This is a genomic window from Paenibacillus sp. AR247 (genome assembly GCF_002968895.1).
Taxonomy (GTDB): domain Bacteria; phylum Bacillota; class Bacilli; order Paenibacillales; family Paenibacillaceae; genus Paenibacillus_AQ; species Paenibacillus_AQ favisporus.
On sequence record NZ_PCZT01000023.1, the window covers coordinates 349,235 to 370,970 of the forward strand.

17 protein-coding genes and 2 pseudogenes are annotated in these 21,736 nt (G+C 55.6%); 17 read left to right on the top strand and 2 right to left on the bottom strand.

All coding sequences use genetic code 11. The features are described from left to right. From CPT76_RS30650 to CPT76_RS40840, 3 genes and pseudogenes are all read left to right on the top strand, one after another. A partial coding sequence (locus tag CPT76_RS30650) for an MMPL family transporter (RefSeq protein WP_181153158.1) occupies positions 1-951 on the top strand: 951 nt, incomplete at its 5' end. 204 nt (positions 952-1,155) lie between these two features. Beyond that, a pseudogene (locus CPT76_RS30655) lies at positions 1,156-2,279 on the top strand (nitric oxide synthase oxygenase). A 292-nt stretch (positions 2,280-2,571) separates the two neighbouring features. Continuing rightward, positions 2,572-2,871, top strand: a complete 300-nt coding sequence (locus CPT76_RS40840; RefSeq protein WP_258168981.1) for a hypothetical protein — start codon at positions 2,572-2,574, stop codon at positions 2,869-2,871. A gap of 152 nt (positions 2,872-3,023) precedes the next feature. On the opposite strand, the gene CPT76_RS30665 is transcribed toward CPT76_RS40840, so the two are convergent. Beyond that, positions 3,024-3,344 (bottom strand): antibiotic biosynthesis monooxygenase, encoded by a 321-nt coding sequence (locus tag CPT76_RS30665; RefSeq protein WP_105445548.1) that lies wholly within the window; start codon positions 3,342-3,344, stop codon positions 3,024-3,026. A gap of 41 nt (positions 3,345-3,385) precedes the next feature. Next, on the bottom strand, positions 3,386-4,933 hold the full coding sequence (locus CPT76_RS30670) for an FAD-dependent oxidoreductase (protein ID WP_105445549.1): 1,548 nt from the start codon (positions 4,931-4,933) through the stop codon (positions 3,386-3,388). Between the two features lie 210 nt (positions 4,934-5,143). Between CPT76_RS30670 and CPT76_RS30675 the strand changes: the two genes are divergently transcribed. The 14 genes and pseudogenes from CPT76_RS30675 (at position 5,144) to CPT76_RS30730 (ending at position 21,413) form a co-directional block, all read left to right on the top strand. Beyond that, positions 5,144-6,085, top strand: coding sequence for an aldo/keto reductase family protein (locus tag CPT76_RS30675; protein WP_105445550.1), 942 nt, complete (start codon positions 5,144-5,146; stop codon positions 6,083-6,085). A gap of 241 nt (positions 6,086-6,326) precedes the next feature. Further along, on the top strand, positions 6,327-6,920 hold the full coding sequence (locus tag CPT76_RS40845) for a cupin domain-containing protein (RefSeq protein ID WP_258168982.1): 594 nt from the start codon (positions 6,327-6,329) through the stop codon (positions 6,918-6,920). Further along, complete coding sequence (locus tag CPT76_RS30680) at positions 6,889-8,838, top strand: GH39 family glycosyl hydrolase (RefSeq protein WP_258168983.1); 1,950 nt, start codon at positions 6,889-6,891, stop codon at positions 8,836-8,838. The genes CPT76_RS40845 and CPT76_RS30680 overlap by 32 nt, the downstream gene beginning before the upstream one ends. A gap of 305 nt (positions 8,839-9,143) precedes the next feature. Next, the gene (locus tag CPT76_RS30685) at positions 9,144-10,856 is read left to right on the top strand and encodes a glycoside hydrolase family 3 protein (RefSeq protein WP_258168984.1); all 1,713 of its coding nucleotides are present in this window, start codon (positions 9,144-9,146) and stop codon (positions 10,854-10,856) included. An 11-nt stretch (positions 10,857-10,867) separates the two neighbouring features. Next, positions 10,868-11,428 carry a fibronectin type III-like domain-contianing protein gene (locus CPT76_RS40850; RefSeq protein WP_258168985.1) on the top strand — a complete coding sequence of 187 codons (561 nt, stop codon included), beginning with the start codon at positions 10,868-10,870 and terminating at the stop codon, positions 11,426-11,428. A 242-nt stretch (positions 11,429-11,670) separates the two neighbouring features. Next, a complete protein-coding gene (locus CPT76_RS30690) occupies positions 11,671-13,035 on the top strand; it encodes a glycoside-pentoside-hexuronide (GPH):cation symporter (protein ID WP_146116467.1) in 1,365 nt (454 codons plus the stop codon). 419 nt (positions 13,036-13,454) lie between these two features. Next, entirely contained in the window at positions 13,455-14,969 is a 1,515-nt protein-coding gene (locus tag CPT76_RS30695; protein WP_105445594.1) for a spore germination protein, read from the top strand. Positions 14,970-14,976: 7 nt separating this feature from the next. Further along, positions 14,977-16,164: a Ger(x)C family spore germination protein gene (locus CPT76_RS30700; RefSeq protein WP_163881887.1), complete on the top strand. Its 1,188-nt coding sequence runs from the start codon at positions 14,977-14,979 to the stop codon at positions 16,162-16,164. Further along, positions 16,157-16,405, top strand: a complete 249-nt coding sequence (locus tag CPT76_RS30705; protein WP_105445553.1) for a hypothetical protein — start codon at positions 16,157-16,159, stop codon at positions 16,403-16,405. The genes CPT76_RS30700 and CPT76_RS30705 overlap by 8 nt, the downstream gene beginning before the upstream one ends. Beyond that, on the top strand, positions 16,402-17,493 hold the full coding sequence (locus tag CPT76_RS30710) for a GerAB/ArcD/ProY family transporter (RefSeq protein WP_105445554.1): 1,092 nt from the start codon (positions 16,402-16,404) through the stop codon (positions 17,491-17,493). Before CPT76_RS30705 ends, CPT76_RS30710 begins: the two co-directional genes overlap by 4 nt. Positions 17,494-17,635: 142 nt before the next feature. Beyond that, on the top strand, positions 17,636-18,178 hold the full coding sequence (locus CPT76_RS30715; protein ID WP_105445555.1) for a DUF2062 domain-containing protein: 543 nt from the start codon (positions 17,636-17,638) through the stop codon (positions 18,176-18,178). Positions 18,179-18,266: 88 nt separating this feature from the next. Further along, positions 18,267-18,446 (top strand): annotated as a pseudogene (locus CPT76_RS40855) (uroporphyrinogen-III synthase); the annotation flags it as partial. A 232-nt stretch (positions 18,447-18,678) separates the two neighbouring features. Further along, positions 18,679-19,095 (top strand): MerR family transcriptional regulator, encoded by a 417-nt coding sequence (locus CPT76_RS30725; protein WP_105445556.1) that lies wholly within the window; start codon positions 18,679-18,681, stop codon positions 19,093-19,095. A 359-nt stretch (positions 19,096-19,454) separates the two neighbouring features. Continuing rightward, the gene (locus CPT76_RS30730; RefSeq protein ID WP_105445557.1) at positions 19,455-21,413 is read left to right on the top strand and encodes a methyl-accepting chemotaxis protein; all 1,959 of its coding nucleotides are present in this window, start codon (positions 19,455-19,457) and stop codon (positions 21,411-21,413) included. Positions 21,414-21,736: the final 323 nt, after the last annotated feature.

Genomic DNA, 21,736 nt, shown 5'->3' on the forward strand with positions numbered 1-21,736 from the left:
TTCACCTACGATATTATGTCATCTTTTCCGAAAGATATGGCCTCGCGTGAAGGCTTCGATACGATCGGGAAGCAGTTCAGCCCCGGGGAGCTGGCTCCGGTGAAAATCATGGTCGATACGGAAGGCAAACCGGATGGCCTGGATCAGAAGCTGAAGGAGCTGCCATATGTGGATGAGGTGTCAAAAGGGCAGCCGGGCAGTCAAAACGCGAATATTATCGCGTATGACGTCACGCTCGACATGAATCCTTATTCCAGCGAAGCGATGGACCAGATTCCTCACCTGCGGAGCACGGCAGAGCAGGCGCTTCAGGCGGCGGGGGTGGGTTCCCCGGCGGATAAAGTGTGGATCAGCGGCCAGACCGCCGAGCAATACGATACCCGCGAGACCGGCGACCGCGACACGATGGTCATTATTCCTGTCGTCATCGGGATGATTACGCTGCTGCTGCTCGTGTATTTACGGTCGATCACCGCAACGGTGTATTTGATTTTGACTGTTATTTTGTCTTATTTCTCGGCGCTTGGCCTGGGCTGGCTCATCATCCATTACGGGCTTGGAGCGGACGCGATCCAAGGAGCGATTCCGCTCTATTCATTCGTGTTCCTGGTGGCGCTGGGCGAGGACTATAACATCTTCATGATCTCGAGCATCTGGAAAAAACGGAAGCATATGCCGTTAAAGCAGGCGATCCAGGAGGGCGTGTCCGAGACGGGCTCGGTCATCACCTCCGCCGGCCTCATTCTGGCCGGGACCTTCGCGGTGCTCGCCTCGCTGCCGATCCAGGTGCTGGTCCAGTTCGGCATCATTACCGCCGCGGGTGTCCTGCTGGACACCTTCATCGTCCGGCCGTTTCTCGTGCCGGCCATTACGGCGCTGCTGGGCCGCTTTGCTTTCTGGCCGTCTTCTCATACGGAGGCCGAGAACACCAAGGCCGGCATGCCGTCCTGATCCATCATAAGGAGGAGTCCCTGTTTTTCAGGGGCTCCTTTTTTGTAACTTCCACCGAACATCTCTCGTCCGCCGCCCAACCCGACTCATCCAGCCCGCCGCAAGATTCACCATTTGCTCAAGCCTTACACGGCTGTGGCTTCGGCGTCTGGCTTATAATAGGGAGAGACAGACCCTTTTTACGAACGACGAGGTGAACGCGGCATGAAGGTGTATGACGTTCTGCAGAGTGATGCGGAAGAATATATATTATTGTGTTATCAGGAGCTTGGCAAGACGGAGGCCGAGACCGTCCGGAGGCTGGCGGAAATCAGGGCCAGCATTGAAGAGACCGGAACGTATGAGCATACGTACGAGGAACTGGTTCACGGGGCAAAAATGGCCTGGCGCAACAGCAACCGCTGCATCGGCCGCCTGTTCTGGGACTCGATGCAGGTCATCGATGAGCGGGGCCTTGAGCGGCCCGGCGACATTGCCGAGGCGCTGCTCCGTCATATCGAACGCGGCACGGGCGGCGGCAAAATCGTGCCGACGATCACGGTATTTAGGCCGTCGGTACCCGGCATGAGCGATATCCGCATCCTGAACCACCAGTTGATCCGCTATGCGGGGTACGGGAACGGCGGGACGATCACCGGTGATCCGGCTTCCGCCCTGTTTACGAGGCTGTGCATGAAGCTGGGCTGGACGGGAGAAGGGACGCCCTTCGACGTCCTTCCTCTTGTCATTCAAGGCGGGGAAGGCGGGCCTGAGCTGTTTCCCATTCCGCCGGAGCTGGTCATGGAAGTGCCGATCACGCATCCGGATATCCCCGCCTTCGCCGAGCTGGGCCTGCGCTGGTACGCCGTGCCGATCATTTCCGATATGGAACTCGTGATCGGCGGCATCCGCTATACGGCGGCTCCGTTTAACGGTTGGTACATGGTGACCGAGGTCGGTGCGCGAAATTTCGCCGATGAACAGCGGTATAACATGCTGCCGCGGGTGGCGGAGCTGATGGGCTTGTCCACAGCGAGCGAAACTTCGCTCTGGCGGGACCGCGCACTCGTCGAGATGAACGTCGCCGTGCTGCATTCCTACAAGCAGCGGGGGTCAGCATGGTGGATCATCATACGGCGGCTTCCCAGTTCCGGCTGTTTGAAGAGCGGGAAGCCGGGAGCGGCAGAGAGGTCACCGGGAACTGGACGTGGTTGATCCCGCCGTTATCGCCGGCGACGACTCAATTTTTCACCATTCGTATGACAACACGGTCAAGACGCCAAAACTTCTTTAAGAGAGAGACGTCAAACGCTACGCCGGAACAAGCGGGATGCCCTTTTCACCATTAGCTGATCGACTCCGACTCCCTCAAGATCCGAAAAAAGTGCTTGATTGCTTGTTGCTTTTCGCCTGCTGCGTCGTATAATGATTTATTAGGTTATTTGACATTAAAGGGGATAAAGATAGAGCGTTGAACACCATACATTTGAACGAAATCATCCGTGAGCTGGTCGGACGGTCGGGACTGGGCGTTCAGGTCCGTCTGAGAACACGGTCCCGGGATGGACGCCTGATCGGCGGCAAGTACGGGATGGTTTCCAAGCGGATCACGATGTATACCGGTGTGATCGAGGACAATGCATGCAGATGTTCGGATCATTGGACCGGGTGGAGGAGTATTTTACGATTGTTCTGGCCCATGAGCTGGGGCATGCCGCAGATCCGGAGCTGCCTGCGCTCTCCGAATCGCTGGAAGACATGAATCTTACTGAGGAACAGCGGATGCGCGTGGCGCTGCAGATTGAAGAGAACGCATGGAACTATGCGCTGGAGCTGATTCCCGAAGCGGATCTGCCCATGATGAGCGCCATTATCGACGAGTCGCTGTATGCATACCGGCTTCAGGTGGAGGAAGCGGGAGCCGAGGCGGGCATCGCCTGATGTCAGTCGAAACCGGCTGCCGCGCGGTCAGAGGCGGATCAGCTGCATCTTATAAAATAATAAAGGATAGGCTCGGCAGACCCTTTGGATCTCTCGAACCTATCCTTTTTTGGTTGTCGGGCAAAATCCGCCTGCCCTACAGCATCGACTGCTTATTCCGCTGCGTTCAAGGGGCTGACGACGAGCTCATACTGGTTCAGCGTAGAGCCGAGAAGGACGTCCTTGCTGCCTCCGGCCCCGCGGTGAGAAGCGCGGAAGGACTCGCTCTGCGTCCAGTTTTTAAACGACGCCTCGTCCTCCCAGACGGTGGACACCTTCAGCTCCTCGGCGTCCGCCTCCTTGCTCTTGCCCAGCCATACCTCCATCCGGACAAAGCCTGGCATGTCCTGCACGCCCTTGGCATTCGCAAAACGCTCGGCCACGGCTTGTCCGTGCCCTTCCTTGATCAAAATCGTATTGGTGATGACTATCATAAGGAATCGCCTCCGATTGTGGTATCGTTCCTTAATTCAGTCTACTCGTGTGCATCCAGTTTCTCAAGCGGCTTGATAGCCGGTCCTTCAAACACGACCCCGTCATAGGAAAACCGGGAGCCGTGGCAAGGGCAGTCCCAGGTCCGCTCCGCCGCGTTCCACTCGGTTTCGCAGCCCATATGCGTACACGTGTTATCCACCAGATGAAGATTGCCCTCCGGGTCTTTATAGGCGCCGGCTTTTTTACCGTTATGGCGGACCACGGCGCCTTCGTCAGGATTCAGGTCTTCGATCCGGGTGTGGACGAGGCCGACTTTGCCTGAAATCAGCTCTCCGGCCACATCGGCATTTTCCTTCACCAGGTTCATGATCGACGGGTCGGCGAGGAAACGGGACGGCGTGTACAGCTCGCTGTACGGATTGTTTCTGCCGATGATTTGATCCGATAACATCCGCCCGGCGAGGGTACCGCTGGTCATGCCCCATTTGTTGAAGCCGGTTGCCACGTAGATCCCTTCGTCCTTGGACGTAATTTGTCCGATGTACGGCACTTTGTCGATGGTGACCAGATCCTGGGTGGACCAGCGGAAAGGTATGCCTTTGCTGCCCAGCAGTTTGCCGCCATAGGCTTCGAGCGCCTCATAGTAGGAGAAGGTGCACATATGCTGCCCGGTTTTATGCCCTTCGCCGCCGACGATGACCACCTCTTCGCCGTTCCAGGAGGCGGCCCGCAGCGAGCGCGTCGGCTTGTCCGCACTGATATACATGCCGCCGGCAAACGCCGTTTCCGGCTTCATAGCCAGCGCATACGAGCGGTCGGCATGCAGCCGCGCGAAATAAAAGCCGCCTTCATCGAGGAACGGGAAGTGGGTAGCAGCGACGACATGGCTGCATTGAATCTTGTGGCTTCCGCGATAGGTGACGACCGTTAACGGCCCCTCCTTGTCCACCTTATGGACCGTCGTATTCTCATATACTTGTCCGCCAGCCTTCACGAATTCCTCCAGCAAACGCCGCAAATAATGCAGCGGATGGAACCGGGCTTGTCCCGGCAGCTTGATGGCACCCGATGCGAACTGAGGAATCGGCAGCTTGTTTACCCATTCGCCGGGGATGCCCAGCTTCTCATAAGCTTCGAATTCCTTCTCCAGCTTATTGAGATCCTTATCCTTCTCCATGTATACATAGGCGTCTTCCTCATGGAGACCGCAGTCGATATTCAGCTTGGACGCCGTATCCCGGATGAATTGCAGCGCATCCCGGTTAGCGTGATAATACATGGATGCCCGTTCCTGCCCAAAATGGCTCAGCAGTTCATCGTACAGCATGCCGTGCTGGGCTGTAATTTTGGCGGTCGTATGTGCGGTGGTGCCGTTCAGTACTTTCCCCGCTTCGACCAGGGCCACCTTCAGCCCTTCCCGGGCAAGCAGGTACCCGGTCGTAATTCCCGCAATTCCCGCTCCTACGATAGCAACGTCCACCTTGATGTCTTCCGCCAGACGCGGAAAGGAAGGGAGGTCCGTTGTCGCTCTCCATAAAGATTCAGGGTACTGCGGCAGTTCATTGGATATCGGTTCAGATGGTTGCATAGCATCGTAGCCTCCTAAGTATTTTCATTTCATTTATTACCACTTTTCGCCAAAAAGAAACGGAGCCTGCCCGGGAGGCTGCTTTTCTTCCCTGCGGGGGTTGTTTACAATAGTAGAGAAAGCCTAAATCGTCCTGCGGGCGGGCAGAAAACCTGCCTTAGGGCGGCCAATGGGGAATCCCGATATGAACAAGGAGGCGCTGATGCAACGATGAAATACCGGAGACTGGGAAGAAGCGGACTGAAAGTGAGTGAAATCAGCCTGGGCAGCTGGCTGACTTACGGCGGATACGTGGAGCGCGAAAATGCGGTTCAGGCGATCCGGACGGCCTATGACGAGGGCGTAAATTTCTTTGACACGGCCAATGTGTACGAGCGGGGTGCGGCCGAGGAACTGTTGGGGCAGACGCTGAAGGCGTACCCGCGGGAGTCTTACGTGCTGGCAACCAAGGTGTTCGGAAAAATGGGGGACGGGCCCAACGACCAGGGACTGTCGCGGAAGCACATTATGGAGCAGTGCGATGCCAGCCTGAAGCGGCTGGGCCACGACTATGTGGACCTGTACTACTGTCACCGGTATCATGCCGATACGCCGATCGACGAAACGCTGCGGGCGCTGGATGACCTGGTTCGCCAGGGCAAGGTGCTGTACGTCGGCGTCAGCATGTGGACCGCGGCGCAGATGGAGGCCGCGCTTGGCACGGCTGACCGCTACCTGCTGGACTGCATCGTCGTAAACCAGCCGGTATACAATATGTTTCAGCGGGAGATCGAGCACGAGGTTATTCCGCTCGGCGAAGCGAAGGGCATCGGCCAGGTCGTCTACTCGCCGCTGGCGCAAGGCTTGCTGACAGGCAAATACACAGCGCCCGGCCAGGCTCCGGAAGGCAGCCGCGCCGCCAAGCTCGGCTGGAAAGAAGACCGCATCAGCGAAGAGAAGATCGCCAAGGTGCGCCAGTTGGAGAAGGTCGCCGCCGAGTTGGACATCAAGGTAGGCCAGTTGGCCCTTGCCTGGATTCTGCGGCAGCCGAATGTGGCAAGCGCGCTGGTGGGTGCGAGCCGTCCGGAGCAGGTCACCGAGAACGTGAAGGCTTCGGGCATTGAGCTTTCGGCGGACGTGCTTGAACGGATCGAACAAATTTTGAACTCATAATAATCGAATAAGGCATGGCGAAGGCCGTCCTGCAGCGGGTATCCCGATACCGCGCTGGGGGCGGTCTTTTTTTTCTACAGACCGAGAATATATCGCTCGTCTATGCCAACCGGATAACGGGAATGCTCTAGATACGCCAAGGGCCCCCGCCGGGCCGCAGCTTTACATCGGGCGGAGCAGCTTGTAAAGTAGTTCTACGTTGAATCTGTTGCGGCAAGAAAGCCAAGTGGAGGAAATCGGATTGAAACACAGATACGAGTTTATCGAACACCATGAGCATATGCCTTTTACGCTGTTCATCAACAGCATTGACCATATTCCGTTTCATTGGCATAAAGAGCTGGAGCTGATCTACGTCCTCAAAGGCTCGGTGGAAATCCATGTCGCCCAGGAGCGGCTGATTCTGCGGGAAGAGGACCTGCTGGTCATCAACAGCATGGACGTGCACAAAATCGATAAGACCGGCGAGGCCAACGTCCTGCTTACCCTGCAGGTCGATCCAGGGACGGTCCAGGCCCAGCCGCAGCAGTCCAAAAACCGGATCGACTGCAGCTCCTTGAACGCCCGGGGTGCGGACGAAGCCCGCTTTGCGCCCATCCGCTCCGGTCTTGCCCAAATGATGTGGGGAGCTGAACAAGCGGGAGGACGGCTACAGCGACAAAGTGATGGGGCATCTGCACCTTTTGCTGGGCCAGCTGGTCCGATATTTCGCGACGGCGGAGCGGCTGGACGACAGCGCGAATGCGAGCGACGTGGATCTCGAGCGCCTTCGCCGGATCATTCAATACGTGGACGAGAATTATATGTACAAAATCAACCTGAACCAGATGGCTGAACAGGAGCATCTGAGCTTCTATTATTTTTCCCATTTTTTCAAAAGCAAGATCGGCATCTCCTTTCAGAAATATTTGACCCTCATCCGTTTGGAAAAAGCGGAGATGATGCTGAGGGAGACGACGAGCAACATTATCGACATCGCCGCGGACTGCGGGTTCGCCAATGTGAAGCTGTTTAACAAAAGCTTTAAGGAAAAAATGGGCGTGACGCCTTCCGAGTACCGGCAGAAGCATGAGCGGCAGAGCGGGGGAGCGGATGACAAGCATCTTCCTTTTACGAGAGATACATCGGAGAGCGGCTCCTACATCAAGGTCGATACGGTAAAAGTGCTGGAGGGCTTGTACCGGCATCTGCCGCAGGTTGAAGCCGCGGCACCGTCCGTGCCGCCCGCCCCTGCCCGGAGCGTTGAGGAAAGCCTCGTTCTGGATGCGGCCGCTCCCGGAGATTCGTACGAGCCTCACTGGAACCGGCTGCTGACAGCGGGAAGGGCCGCCGAAGGGCTGCGCGAAGACTGGCGGAAGCAGCTGGCGGAAATCCAGGCGGAGCAGCCGTTTCAACATATCCGGTTCCACGGTATTTTCAATGACGAGATGATGATTTACGACGAATCCGAGGACGGGACTCCGCGGTACAATTGGAGTTATGCCGATGAACTGTACGATTTTTTGCTGGGTCAAGGGATACGTCCCTTCGTTGAGCTCGGGTTTATGCCCGGCAAGCTGAAGCGTTCGGACGAGACCCTCTTTTGGTGGAAAGGGAACATATCGCCGCCGAAGGATATGGCCAAGTGGTCGGAGCTCATCCGCCAGTTTGTCCGGCATCTGGTCAACCGCTACGGCATGGAAGAGGTGCGGCAGTGGTACTTTGAAGTGTGGAACGAGCCGGATGCCATCGAGATCTGCTGGTCGGGGACGAAGGAGGAATATTTCGAATTTTACGCCGCCACCGCGCTGGCGATCAAGTCGGTCTCCCCGGATCTCCGGGTCGGCGGGCCGGCGCTGAATTATATTACCGTGTGGGAGACGGACTGGATTCAGACCTTCCTGCAGTACTGCCACGAGCACCGGGTGGATATCGATTTCTTTTCCTTCCACAGCTATTCGGAATATTGGCCCGGGGACGAGCACTCCGGTGGTCTATCCCATACACAGCCGCCGGAATTTTTTGTGGATACGATCCACAAAGTCCGCGAACGGATCGCCGATTCTCCGGCGGAGGCATTGGAGCTGCATCTGACGGAATGGAACTTTTCCTTGTATCCGCACAATCTGCTGCATGACACTATGTTCATGGCGCCGTTTATTATCAAAAACGCGGTCGATTCCATCGGCCTGCTGCAGTCGCTCGGGTTTTGGACGTTCACCGACATTTTTGAGGAGATGCGGGCGGGCGACAGCCCGTTTCACGGCGGATTCGGGCTGATCAGCATGCACGGGCTCAAGAAGCCCTCCTATTACGCTTTTGCGCTGCTGAACAAGCTCGGCCGCCGGATATTGGCCAGAGGACCGTATTATATCGCGACCGAGGAGAACGGAGACATCCAGGTGCTGCTGTACAACTATACACATGTGGACAGCTTGTACGCCAAAGGCGAATGGTCGGGCATCAGCGAGCAAAACCGGTACGACGTGTTTGAAAGCAAGGAGGCGCTTGACGTCAGCCTTGACATTCGCGGTTTGCAGGGGGATTACAAGGTGTCGCACTACACCTTGGACCGGGAGCACGGATCGGTGTTTGACGCATGGCAGGCGATGGGAGCGCCGGACTTTCCCACTAAGGATGAGGTCGCCTATCTGCGCCGCCAAAGCGGGCCCGACTTGAAGGTCTCCCAAATCCGGGACGCTTCTTCCTATACCGTTCACGTCACCGTACCGCCGCACGGCGTGCAGCTGATCACGCTCCATAAACAGTATTGAACATAGCTCCGAAATTTCCCGTTCCTGTGCCGGACGGAAATTCGGGGCTGTTTGCGATATGCCTGCAGCAGCCGGAGATGACCGCAAAAAAAGGGGTGCTTTTAGGCAAAAGAGAACAAGAACGGGCTTTTCCTTCAGGGTTAGAATGAGAACAAGCAGTCATTTGTTGATTCTGCAAACGTCTACATGGAATGAACTAAAGATATGGATGTTATAGGCCCAATTGGACCGTTATATAACAGGAAGTTTCAAGCAAAACTTTAGTTCAAACTATGAACAATCCATGATTAAAGGAATGAGTCATCATGAATACATCCATAGATAAGCTGCTGAAATCGCTGACCCTGGAAGAGAAAGCCGCGCTCGTCGCGGGAGCCGACATGTGGAAGACCCAAGAGATTGAACGGGCGGGCGTTCCGTCCATTACGATGTTTGACGGTACCAACGGCGTCCGCAAGCCCGGAAGCACGCAGGAAATGGGATTGTTTTCGGAAAATATGCCGGCGACCTGCTATCCGACCGGCGTGGCGCTGGGGTCCACCTGGAACACGGAGCTCATTGAGGAAGTGGGCGAAGCCCTCGGCCGGGAAAGTCTGGCGCTGGATACGCAGATTCTGCTGGGACCCGGCGTCAATATGAAGCGCTCTCCGCTTGGCGGACGGAACTTCGAGTATTATTCCGAGGACCCGGTGCTGACCGGGGAGCTGGGCGCGGCCATGGTGAACGGGCTGCAGCGCATGGGCGTCGGCGCATCGGTCAAGCATTTTGCCGGCAACAATCAGGAGACCGAGAAGATGGTTTCGAATTCCGTTGTGGATGAACGCACTCTGCGGGAAATCTACTTGACCGCGTTTGAAATCATCGTCAAGAAGGCGAATCCTTGGACGGTGATGACCTCGTACAACCTGCTGAATGGAACTTATACCAGCGAGCATGATTTTCTGCTGCGCCAGGTGCTGCGCGAAGAATGGGGCTATGACGGGGTCGTCATGTCGGACTGGACGGCCGTCCACGACCGACTGAAGAGCCTGCGGGCCGGGCTTGACCTGGAAATGCCGGGACCGGCGAAATACAACGCCGTGAAGCTGGTTTCCGCCGTGCGGAGCGGCGAGCTGGACGAGAGCGTGCTGGATGCGTCTGTGCGGCGCATGCTGGAGCTGGTCGCCAAGGTCACCGCCGCAGCCGGCAGCAAGGAGGCGCGGCAGCCTTGGGACGTGGACGCGCACCATGAGCTGGCGCGCCGGGCCGCAGCGGAGAGCATCGTTCTGCTGAAGAACGAGAACGGCATCTTGCCGCTTGCGGCCGGGAAGCTCCGCCTTCTGGCCGTTATCGGCCAGAAGGCCAAGAAGCCGCGCTACCAGGGCGGCGGCAGCGCACGGGTAACGCCGACCCGCCTGGACATCCCGTACGATGAAATCGCGGCGATGGCTGGCGGGGAGGACCATCTGGCGTACGCGGAAGGGTACCGCAACGACAACGAGCCGGACGACGCTCTGATCAAAGAGAGCGTGCGGCTGGCCAGCCAGGCAGAAGCGGCTGTCCTTTTCGTCGGCCAGCCTGAAGGCACGGAATCCGAAGGATACGACAGCAAGACGATCGACCTGCCGCCGGCCCAGGTGAAGCTGATCCAGGAAGTTGCAGCGGCTCAGCCGAACTGCATCGTCATCCTGTGCAACGGTACGGCGGTGGCGATGCAGGAATGGATCGGTGGCGTGCCGGCCGTGCTGGAGATGTGGCTGTCCGGACAGGGCAGCGGCCGGGCAGTGGCGGACATCCTGTTTGGGCGGGTGAACCCTTCCGGCAAGCTGTCCGAGACGTTCCCGGTGAAGCTGTCAGACACGCCGTCCTACCTTACATTCGGCGACGGCAACCAGCAGGCGGTGTACAGCGAAGGGATTTTTACCGGTTACCGCTATTACGCAAAAAGGAGCTTGAGCCGCTGTTCCCGTTCGGCCACGGCTTATCCTACACGTCGTTTGAGTACGGCAGCCTGCGCGCCCGCACTGCCAGCGGGGTGACGACGGTCGAAGTGGATATCCGTAACGCGGGGGAACGCGTGGGTCAGGAGGTCGTCCAGCTCTATGTTCAGGACGAAGAGAGCCGCCTGATCCGGCCGGTCAAGGAGCTGAAAGGCTTCTGCAAATTGCAGCTGGAGCCCGGGGAAACGAAGACAGCCGTCTTTACGCTGATCCCGCGGGACTTCTCTTACTATGATCCCAAGCAGGGGCAATGGGTGGCGGAAAGCGGGTGGTTCACGCTCATGGCCGGCAGCTCCTCTGCGGATATCCGTGCGACGATACGGGTAGACATGGCTTTTGAGGCGCAGCAGAGTCCAAGTCTGCACCGGTACAGCCTCCTTTGCGACTGGATGGCGGAGTCCCGGTCCCGGGAAGTGCTGGAGCGGTTCATGGAGCGTATGAACGGGCAAATTTCCGATCCGATTTCGCTAAGCGAACAGTCGCTTGAGTTTCTTGGTGACTTTCCGCTCATCAAGCTGATCCAGCTGTATGGGCAGGAGATGCTGATTGAGCGCTCGCCTGAATCGATGGTCGACGAGCTGCTTGCTTCGGTTCACCAGACGAAGGTTTAAGCACAGCCCATAACGTTCACTCTATAAGGTACAGCTGTTCATTGGAACGGCTGTACCTTTTTTGCGCTTTTCGGGCATCATGATTCCCCTAACTGCCGCCGGAACCCGGATGCGTCCGGACCGGTTCAACAAAAAACGTGAAGGTTCTGAGCAAAAAACGCGATGAAAGCGATATCAAGCGTTTCCTATAATTGAATATATCAGGAACTCACCTAAACATCCTGAATGAAGAATTTTTGAAAGTGGGGCAATCATCAGCGGCATCAGTGTACGGCAAGCTCAGCTCATTCAGAATGATGGGATACGGGCTGGGCGACGCGGCCAACAACTTCGTGTGGGGCATGACGTCGGTATACCTGATGTTCTTCTACACGGACGTCTACGGCATCAGCCCGGCGGCTGTCGCATCGCTGTTTCTGGTCGCCCGGTTCTTGGATGCCATTTTTGACCCGATCATCGGGATGATCGTCGATAAAACGAATTCAAGATGGGGACGCTTCAGACCTTATTTATTGTTCGGCAGCATTCCGCTGTCGGTTATGTTCGTATTATGCTTCTCGACGCCGGATATGGGGAACACCGGTAAACTGGTTTATGCGTACGTGACTTATATTTTGCTCGGATTTCTGTATTCTCTGGTCAACATTCCTTATTCGGCCATGTCGCCTGTCATTACACAGGATCAGAGAGACCGCACGAAGCTGATGACATACCGCATGATCTTCGCCAACGTGGCGACGCTCATCGTATCGTATGCCACCAGCCCGCTGGCCAGCTGGTTCGGCGGCGACAACACCGCCAAAGGCTATCAATACACGGTGGGGCTGTACGCCATCGTAGCGATCGTGCTGCTGCTGGGCTGCTTCAAGAGCACGCAGGAGCGGATTCCGATCCAGAAGGAAGTCAGCACCACGGGCGGATTGAAAACGTTAGCGAAAAACAGACCGCTCCTGCTCTCGTCTTTTGCCATGATGCTGAGCGGCGGGGCAAACACGATTTTCTTCGCCATTCCGGCGTATTATTTCAAATATAATGTAGGCCGGGAGGACCTGGCGGCGTATTACATCCCGGTGGTCCTCCTGATGGGCATGATCGGCATGGCCTGCGTTCCTTTTGTGGAAAAGAGAATCGGTAAGAAAAACACGCTTCAGCTCGCCTTTTTGATTACGATCGTCGGCAGCGTGTGTCTGTACTTTACGAGCTACAGCAGTATTACGCTGATTTTTATCTTCTCGGCTTTGATCGGCTTGACCCTCACCGTACCGTGGGTCGTCGGCTGGACGATGGCGGCGGACTCGGTCGACTACGGCGAATGGAAAACCGGGGTTCGGGCCGAAGGTATCAGCTACGCTTCCTTCAGTTTCGCCCAGAAGGTCGCGACGGCGCTTGCCGGCTCGCTCTCTGGTATTCTGCTTACGCTTACCGGGTATGTGGCTAACCAGGCACAGACGGTTACCGCGCTGCACGGCATCGCTTTTTCGCTCACGCTGGCTCCGGCCATTCTGACGCTGGGCGCGATGGTCCTGATCTTCTTCTATAATTTGACGGATCGCAAATACGCCGAAATCATTCAGGAGCTGGAACGGCGCAAAGCGCAGCAGGCTTAAATTACAATGCAGCTGGACAAGGCAGTCAATCTAAGGGTTGGCTGCCTTGTTTTTGATATGTGTGTTGACATTGTGTACACATTGTGTGTAATATCGTACGTATATTGATGCTAAAATAGGAGGAACGACCAATGGATTCAAGTTTGCATATCCGTCTCTCGAAAGAGCTGAAAGAAAGCTTCCAGCAGGCGGCAAAGGATAATCATAAGGATACTTCCACCCTGGTCAGGGACTGGATTGCCGATTATGTCGCCGAGCACCGCAAAACCGACGAAGAAACGGCGGCTGATTTGTATGTGGCGGGTTACCGGCTGCAGCAGGAGCTAGGAGGGAGGGAGCAGATCGATAAGGACTTTGTAAAGCAGCTTCAGGAGTTCTCTCTAACGGATCAAAAACAATTCACGCACCGCATCCTCTCGATGTATCTGGAACATGATCTGACCGTTCTCGCGATTGTGCAGAATATCTTCGATGACTGCTCGGACATGGTCTACCGGAGCATGGAGGTTGCCCCGGGCGTTGAGGGCCTGCTCGTATACGTGGAAGGGATCGTGTTCTCCGAAGAACTTCAGATCCATATGATTCAGCCCATTATCCAGGGATTGGTGCGCCTGAAGAATGAGGGGGACGAGAGCAAGGAGCAAGACCCTGATCTGGAACCGTTGGAAAATACGCGTGTATCCCTGTCCCAGGTCAACAGCGCAACCATGTGGGGGGACGTCATCGAGGGGCTGATGAATTCCAGCGCGGTCATCCTGGTGGACGGGTATTCGGAAGCCCACCTGTTCAATGTGAAGGGCGGATTGCGCCGAACCGTATCCGAGCCGGAGACCGAAGCGGTCATCCGCGGGCCGCGCGAAGGATTTACGGAGATGCTTCGCGTCAATACAGCGCTGCTGCGTTTCAAAATTAAGTCCCCGAGGCTGAAGATGAAGAGCATCGTTCTCGGGACAGAGACCAAAACGGATGTGGTCATTTCGTACATCGAGGGACTGGCGAATCCCAAGATGATCCGGGACGTAGAGAAGCGGCTCAAGGACATTGAAATCGACGGAATACTGGAATCCGGGTATATCGAGGAGATGATCGAGGACCATCCGTATTCGCCTTTTCCCCAGCTCCAGTACACCGAGCGCCCCGACACCGCAGCAGCCCAGCTGCTGGAGGGACGTTTTGCCATATTCACGGACGGTACGCCGTTCGTTCTCATCGGTCCGGTGACCTTTTTCCAACTGATGCAGGCGAGCGAGGATTATTACGAGCGGTTCTTCATCACGAACTTCATCCGGTGGATCCGGTATTTATTCGTGTTTATCGCCCTCTTCCTACCTGCATTGTATATTGCTACGACGACCTATCATCAGGACATGCTGCCTTCGACCCTGGTGCTCAGCATCGCGGCAGCCCGGGAGGCAATTCCGTTTCCTGCGCTCGTCGAGGCGCTCATTATGGAGATTTCCTTTGAGGCCTTGCGCGAGGCAGGCGTAAGGCTCCCGAAAACCGTCGGCCAGGCAGTCAGTATCCTGGGGGCACTCGTTATCGGTCAGGCTGCGGTCGAAGCCGGCATCGTATCGGCCCCGATGGTCATTATCGTGTCGATGACGGGGATCGCCTCCTTTACGATTCCGCGCTTCAACCTGGCCATCACAGTCCGCCTGCTGCGGTTTCCGCTGATGATTCTGGCCGGGGTGTTCGGATTGTTCGGCATCGTGCTGGGCACGGTCTGGATTCTGGTCCACGTGACCCAATTGACCTCCTTTGGCGTACCGTATATGTCCGGCATCAGCCCTTTCCATGTTCAGGATAACAAGGACGTGTTCGTTCGCGCCCCATGGTGGAAGATGAAGCGGCGCCCATCCTGGGCATCGAAGAAAGACCGGGTGCGCGAGAAGAAGGAGATCAACGGTACCCCGCAATCAAACAAGGTGTGGTGATATGGACATGATCAAGAAATGGGCGGTAGCCGGTCTATTGCTCCTGAGCCCGCTTGCGCTGGCCGGCTGCTGGGACCGTAAAGAAATCAACGACGTTGCCTTCGTCATCGGATCTTCCGTCGACAAGGAAAACGGGATGTACCGAAGTGCCCTCCAGATCGCCCTGCCGGGGAATTTAGGCGGGGCAGGCAGCAAAGGCGGCGGCGGAGGCACCAGCGGCGGAAAGTCCTATTACCTGGAATCGAAAACGGGCATTACGCTCCGCAGCGCCAATATGGAAATCCAGGCCGGCAACTCCCGGAACCTTTCCTTCTCCCACCGGCGCGTACTGCTTATCGGCGAGGATTTCGCCAGGGACGGCATTGCACCGATGCTGGACCAATTTGCTCGAATTCCTCAGAATCGCCTGTCATCGCTGGTGGCAGTGACAAGCGGATCGGCGTACAAAATTTTGGACGCCGCAGCGCCGATGGAGCAATTCTCCAGCGAGATGATCCGGGAGCTGATCAACGAATTCACGAAAAGGCCCGACTCGCTGAAACAGCTGGTCAACACGCTCATGACAGATGGCGTGGACGTGGCCCTTCCGTACCTGTCTATTCAAGAAGCGGTACCTCCGGGCGTGGGAACATCCAAAAATAATATCCAGGTTACGGGCCTGGCCCTATTTGATGAAGACAAGTTCGTGGGAGCCCTGGAAGGGCAGGAAGGCAAAATCATCAATCTGGCCATGAACCAGGCCCCCTCCCCGGATATTATCGTCGACGGGCCCGGAGGCAAGGGCCACATTTCCATCCGTTTCAGTGAAAATGAGGCCAAGCTGAAACCGGTTGTCCGCGGCAACGATATCACCATGACCATCGAAATTTACGCCAAGGGCGCCGTGTACGAAAATGATTCAAACAGCATTATCAGCGATGAGCATAGCCTCCGGGACCTGGAGCGCCGGGCCAGCGAGGAGATTGTCGATAAAGTGCAGCTCGCCATGCGGTCTCTGCAGCATAAATACAATTCGGATATTCTGGGATTCGGCAGGTCGATCTACGAGAATGACCCTAAGGCTTGGCAGAGATTTAAGGGCAATTGGAAGAAAGTATATCCCGAGGTCAGGGTTATCGTAAAACCTGAGCTTCATATCGAGAATATCGGAGCCGTCGGCAAGCCCTTCGGCAGAAAGGAAATCAGGAATGATTAAGCTTCTGGGGCTGTATATCTTGGCCGCTATATTGGTGATCCTGGTCGATCGGAAGGTCATTCGCGACATTCCGGGGATTAACCGCTGGTTGGCCTATATTCTGCTCGCAGGCGGATTCGGTATATGGGCCTACTGCCTGCAGTTTGGCCACGTCGTGTACGGATCGGTACTGGCGGGACATTATCTTGACAAATTCGTCCTTTTTGAATGTGACATCGCAATAAAGGAGGCAGGGCTGTGAATAAAGTGACGAACCGGCAGTTTAGGATGCTCGGAATCACCTATATCTTGAACACCACATTAATCCACGTACCGAGTGAGCTGGCCAACTATGCCAAGCAGCACGCCTACCTGTCCTTTTTTCCGGCGGGACTCGTCGTTGCGCTGATGTTTCTGCTGCTGTCCAAAAGCGCCAAGCGGTTCCCCGGGAAGGACCTGTTCCAATCGCTGAACGGCCGGCATAAAGTACTCGGAAGAGTGATTACCTTCCTGTACCTGATATTTTTCTTTATCATCCTGGCCAGAGATATCCGTATGGTTGCCGACTTTACCAATGTCGTCCTGCTGCCGCTCACGCCGATCTTCATCATTTCTATTGCAATTACGGCGACGGTGATTTTTATTGCCAGAGGAGGCGTGCAGACGGTGATGGGCATTGCCGACCTGTATGGGCCGATGATGACAACGGTGGTCCTCGTCATACCGTTTATCGTTGCCAAGGATTTTGATTTCAGCTATATCAAGCCTTACTTTTATGTCGATTGGGCGGGCGTCGGCAAAGGGAGCTGGGTCGTCTTTTCTTACCTGGGCCAGATCTTGGCGCTCCCGTTCATCTTCTCAAGCAAAGATTACCGGATCCGTGACGGGATGTACGCTTTGCTCCTGTCGACAGGGCTGCTGCTGCTGATCGTCATTATGATTTCGCTGCTGGTAGGCATCCCCATTGCCGAAAGCCTGATGTACCCGTCTTACGAAATGTCCCGGCAGATTAAAATAACGGATTTCCTCGACCGGTTCGACATGCCGCTCGTTGGCCTCTGGTTTCCGGCGGTTCTTCTGAATATCGCCACCAGCTTGTTCATCATTTGTTACGGATTAAAAACGATGATCCCGCAGATTTCCGGAAAAATGATGACCTCCCCCATCGGGTTATTCGCCGTGGTCACAGCATTCTGGATCTATCCCAATTCGGTCGAAGTGTTCCGGTTCGACAGGGAGTGGACGGTCGTGGCCTTGGTGTTTGTCATCGTGCTGCCGATCTTCATCTTTTTGTTCCATCGGCCCCATCGAAAACCCCGGATGCAGGAACCCCGGGAGGACGCTACCTGATCCTTCTGCCAGCAAAAATAAAACAGGCTCTTTCGGTTAGATTAGAGGGGATAAAAGTGATACAATAGAAGGAACGGGCGGCCCTGAAGCCTGCGGCTGAAGGGGATGTCCTGCCTGCTAGGCAAACCTGAAGGGTGATTACATGACAACCAAATCGAAAAAGTACAACATTTTTCATAAGTTTTACCGGAAAATCAAGCTGAACATGATCAAACTGTTCCGCTCCCCGGGTGGAGCACGCAAAGTGTCGCTCGGATTTGCCCTCGGGTTCGGGCTCGAGATGATCGTCATTTCCACCGGATCGCTGGTGTATTTGATTTTTTACCCTACGGTAAGGTTGGCCGGCGGCTCGCTTCCGGCAGCTATTATAGGCAATGTCATCGGCAAGCTCACTTTCCTTCCTATCGTCCTCCTCCCTTTTGCCAAGAAAATCGGAGAATGGTTTTTCCCGAAAAAAATGGTGGATATTCCGGTCCAGGAGCATGCTTGGAGAAACCTGCTGTCCGGCGATTTCACCATATTTAAGCATCTGCTGCAGGGCGGTCTTCACGTGCTGATCGGCATGTCGGTGTTCGGCCTGGTGCTTGGCGTCATTTCCTTTTTTGTCGTTCGATTCTTGTATAACCAGCGTAAAAGGCACCGCCTGTTGAAGCGCCAGAACGCCGCTGCCGTCAAAAGTCTGTGAATCTTTTCATCTCCTTAGGCGGAATTTCAAGTATACTGTTTAGTAAAACAGTGGCGGGTTCCATGAACCCTGATGAGGAGAAGGATGCATGGCTCGGAATTTGGCAGGTAAAAAAATTGCGTTAACCGGTCCCCGCAAAGCGGCCGAAATGGCCAAACTTGTGGAGAACATGGGAGGCATTCCGCTGATTCGTCCCGCACAGGGAACGGTATTCCTCGACGATGTGAAGCTGCGCAAGGATATTGAAGCCTGGATCGCCAATCCCCCCGCAGAAGCTTCATGGCGGGTTTGCTTATTCCCAAATGTTTTTGCTTGGTTTGATCGGAGAAAAACCGAAGGACAGCGTGTAGTGCTTTTCTGTCCCCTATTCATGAGCGCCTGACGGCATTTCAATTGTTTTCTCATTTGCCTTGAGTCTCCCGCCTGCCGCTCTCCGCGCATTGGCATTCCGCCGGGGAGAACGATATACTTGGGGGAGAACCTTGAATGGGAGGAACGGAATGGACTGGCTCAAAATTGACGATGTGGCGAAGGAAACCGGCCTGACCAAGCGCACGATCCGCTACTATGAGGAAATCGGCCTGATCAAATCACCCGAGCGCTCGGACGGAGGCATGCGTTTATATACAGAAGATGACGTGCAGCATTTGAAAAATATCGTGTTGGCCCGCAAGGTGCTCGGCTTTTCTCTGCAGGAGATTCAAGAGTATTTGCAGATTCATGAGCAGGTGGAGCTCCACCGCAGCAAGTTTTCGTCCTCGTCTGACGATGACCAGCGCACGGCTGAGCTGGAGCAGATGGGGGAAGCGGTTACCAAGCAGATCGGCCTGCTGGACGTCAAAATTGAGGAGATCGCCCGCGTTCGGGAAGAGCTGGTGGCGCTGCAGGAACGGATTACGAACGCGTTAAAACGATAGTCTGCCTTCAGAGGCAAACAGCGATGATTTTATTTACCGGGAGTCAATAATCAGCAGCAAGTCGGCAAGCAGTCTGGGTGCATAGCACCAGGCTGTTTTTTTGTGCAAAACGCCGTATCCCTCGGAGAAAATGCCTTGAACTCTATCGGATGAATGACACCTGAGAGATGCTTTTACTAGTTCTTATTACCTATTGATAAGTTCAAAAATTTTAAAGAAAATGGATATATGTAGAAATGTTATGGGGATGAGCAAGAACAATCTATGATAATGTGCTCATATAAACCGTGACTCAAGTAACAAGTTTGAGGGTGGGAGATACAGATTACCCAGTAGAAAGGAAACTGCTAGTGAAACGAATGTCGCTGTCCATTAAACGAAAGTTGCTGGTATCGTATCTCGTCGTACTGATCATTCCCAGCGTCATGATCGGAATGCTGTCTTACCAGTCGGCCAAAGGGAAAATTGAGGGAACGCTGATGACCAGCGCTCTGGAGAGCAGCCAATCCGCTGACCGGATCATCACGCAGAACATCCAGGCCAAGGTGGATGATCTCGCTTACCTGATTCAGCAGCCTTATGTAGCCAGTGCTGAAAGCGATCCCACCGGCAAGGGAGGCGAGCTCAAGGCTCAGCTGAGGCAGTATCTCACCCTGCATAAGGAGGTCAAGGATATATTGCTGGGCACGGATAGCGGCGATTTCGTCCGGGCCTCCGAGGACCCGCTGCCGGAACGGTACGACGTCCGCAAGCAGGACTGGTATATCCGGGCGATCAAGCAGGGGAAGGGCGCGACCATCTCGCCTGTGTTTAAAGCGGCCAACGGCCAAATGTCCGCTTCCATCGCCCAGATGCTCCCTTCAGGCAAAGGCGTCATGTCGATCGAGCTCAATCTGGATACGATTCGCAGCCTGACCCAAATGAAGCTGGGCAAGGACGGATACATCGTGATCGTCGATACGGCAAAAAACTATGTGGTGCATCCGGACAAGACGGGGGAACCCGCGGAAGAAGTAGTGACCAAGCATTTATTTGCCGGCCAAGAAGGAACATTCAGCTATACATACGACAATGAGAAGAAGCGGGCGTCCTTCACGACGAACGAGCTCACCGGGTGGAAAATAGCCGGAACGATGTACGACAAAGAGGTGGCCGGTGCCGTCAGCGGCATCCGCAACACGGTGATCCTGGTCATTTCGATATCCATTCTGGTCGCCCTGGCGATCATCCTGTTCAATATCCGCTCGATCATTAAGCCGATTTCTGCGCTCACCTTGGCGACCGAGCGCATCAGCAAGGGGGATTTGCGGGAGGATCTGGACACGGCGAAGAGGGATGAGATCGGCAATCTCAGCCGTCACTTCCAGACGATGGTGGACAATCTCCGCACAATGATCGTCAGTGTCCAGGAAATCACGGATCACGTGAACGCGTCTGCCAAGGGGCTGGCTGCAGGCGCTGATCAGACGACCAAAGCGATCGAGCATGTGACCGAAGCCATCCAGGAGGTCGCCGCCGGAAGTGAGCAGCAGCTTCGCAGTGTGGAGCAGAGCATGGTGAGCATGGAGGTCATGTCCAAGGAGTCCGAGCGGATTCGGGCCAACATGGACGATGTCATGCAGACGATGCAGCGGACGACCCAGTCGGCGGAAGAAGGCAACGCGGCCGTGATCAGCGTCACGGACAAAATCCAGAGCATCCACGAGACGGTCAGCGATCTCGACGGCATCGTGGATACGATGAACGAGCGTACTTCCCAAATCGGCGAAATCGTCAATTTGATCACAGGCATTGCCCAGCAGACCCATCTCTTGGCGCTGAACGCGTCGATCGAAGCGGCCAGGGCCGGAGAGCATGGACGGGGCTTCGCGGTCGTTGCGATCGAGGTGCGGAAACTGTCAGAGCAGTCGGAGCAATCGGCCCAGCGGATCGAGGCGCTCGTCAGCGGCATGAAGAGCGAGATGACACGGATTCTGTCCGCCATGAACGACGCGAAGACGAGGGTGTCCGAGGGCATCGAAGCGGTGGATTTGACAGGACGGTCGTTCACGCGGATCCGCAAGGCCGTCAAAGGAGCCAGCGCGGACATCGCCTCGGCAGCCGAGGCGTCGCGCTCGCTTGCGCAGAGCGGCGAAAGCGTCGAACAGTCGATTCGGCTCATTCAGGGGTATTCGGAAGCTGCCGCAGGCAACACACAGGCCGTATCGGCTTCCGCCCAGGAACAGCTTGCCTCCATTGAGGAGATTGCCTCTTCGGCGGCCAGTCTGAACAAGCTGGCTGAGCAGCTGCTCGAGCAGGTCGCACAATTTAAAATCTAACGGCGATGAATAGGCAGGCGCCACCCGAAGCTGCAAGCGGGTGGCGCCTTTTTTATAATCCCCGAGCCATCCACATAATTTATCCATTTCTGGCACAACCTACGGTTAAATTCCTTCTTGCTGGCAAGGAGCGGAAATCGAGGTGACTAGTGGAGATGAAAAAAGGCGGTGCAACACCGGATAAGCCGCGCTTGGCCCTTCAACAGGCAGGGCACTGGGTCTGCCGTCTCCTTCGTTGGATAAGGTGCCGATCCAGAAGGATCTGAAAGTCAATACGGAGATGCTGAAGGATATCTTCGATGACTGCTCGGACATGGTCTACC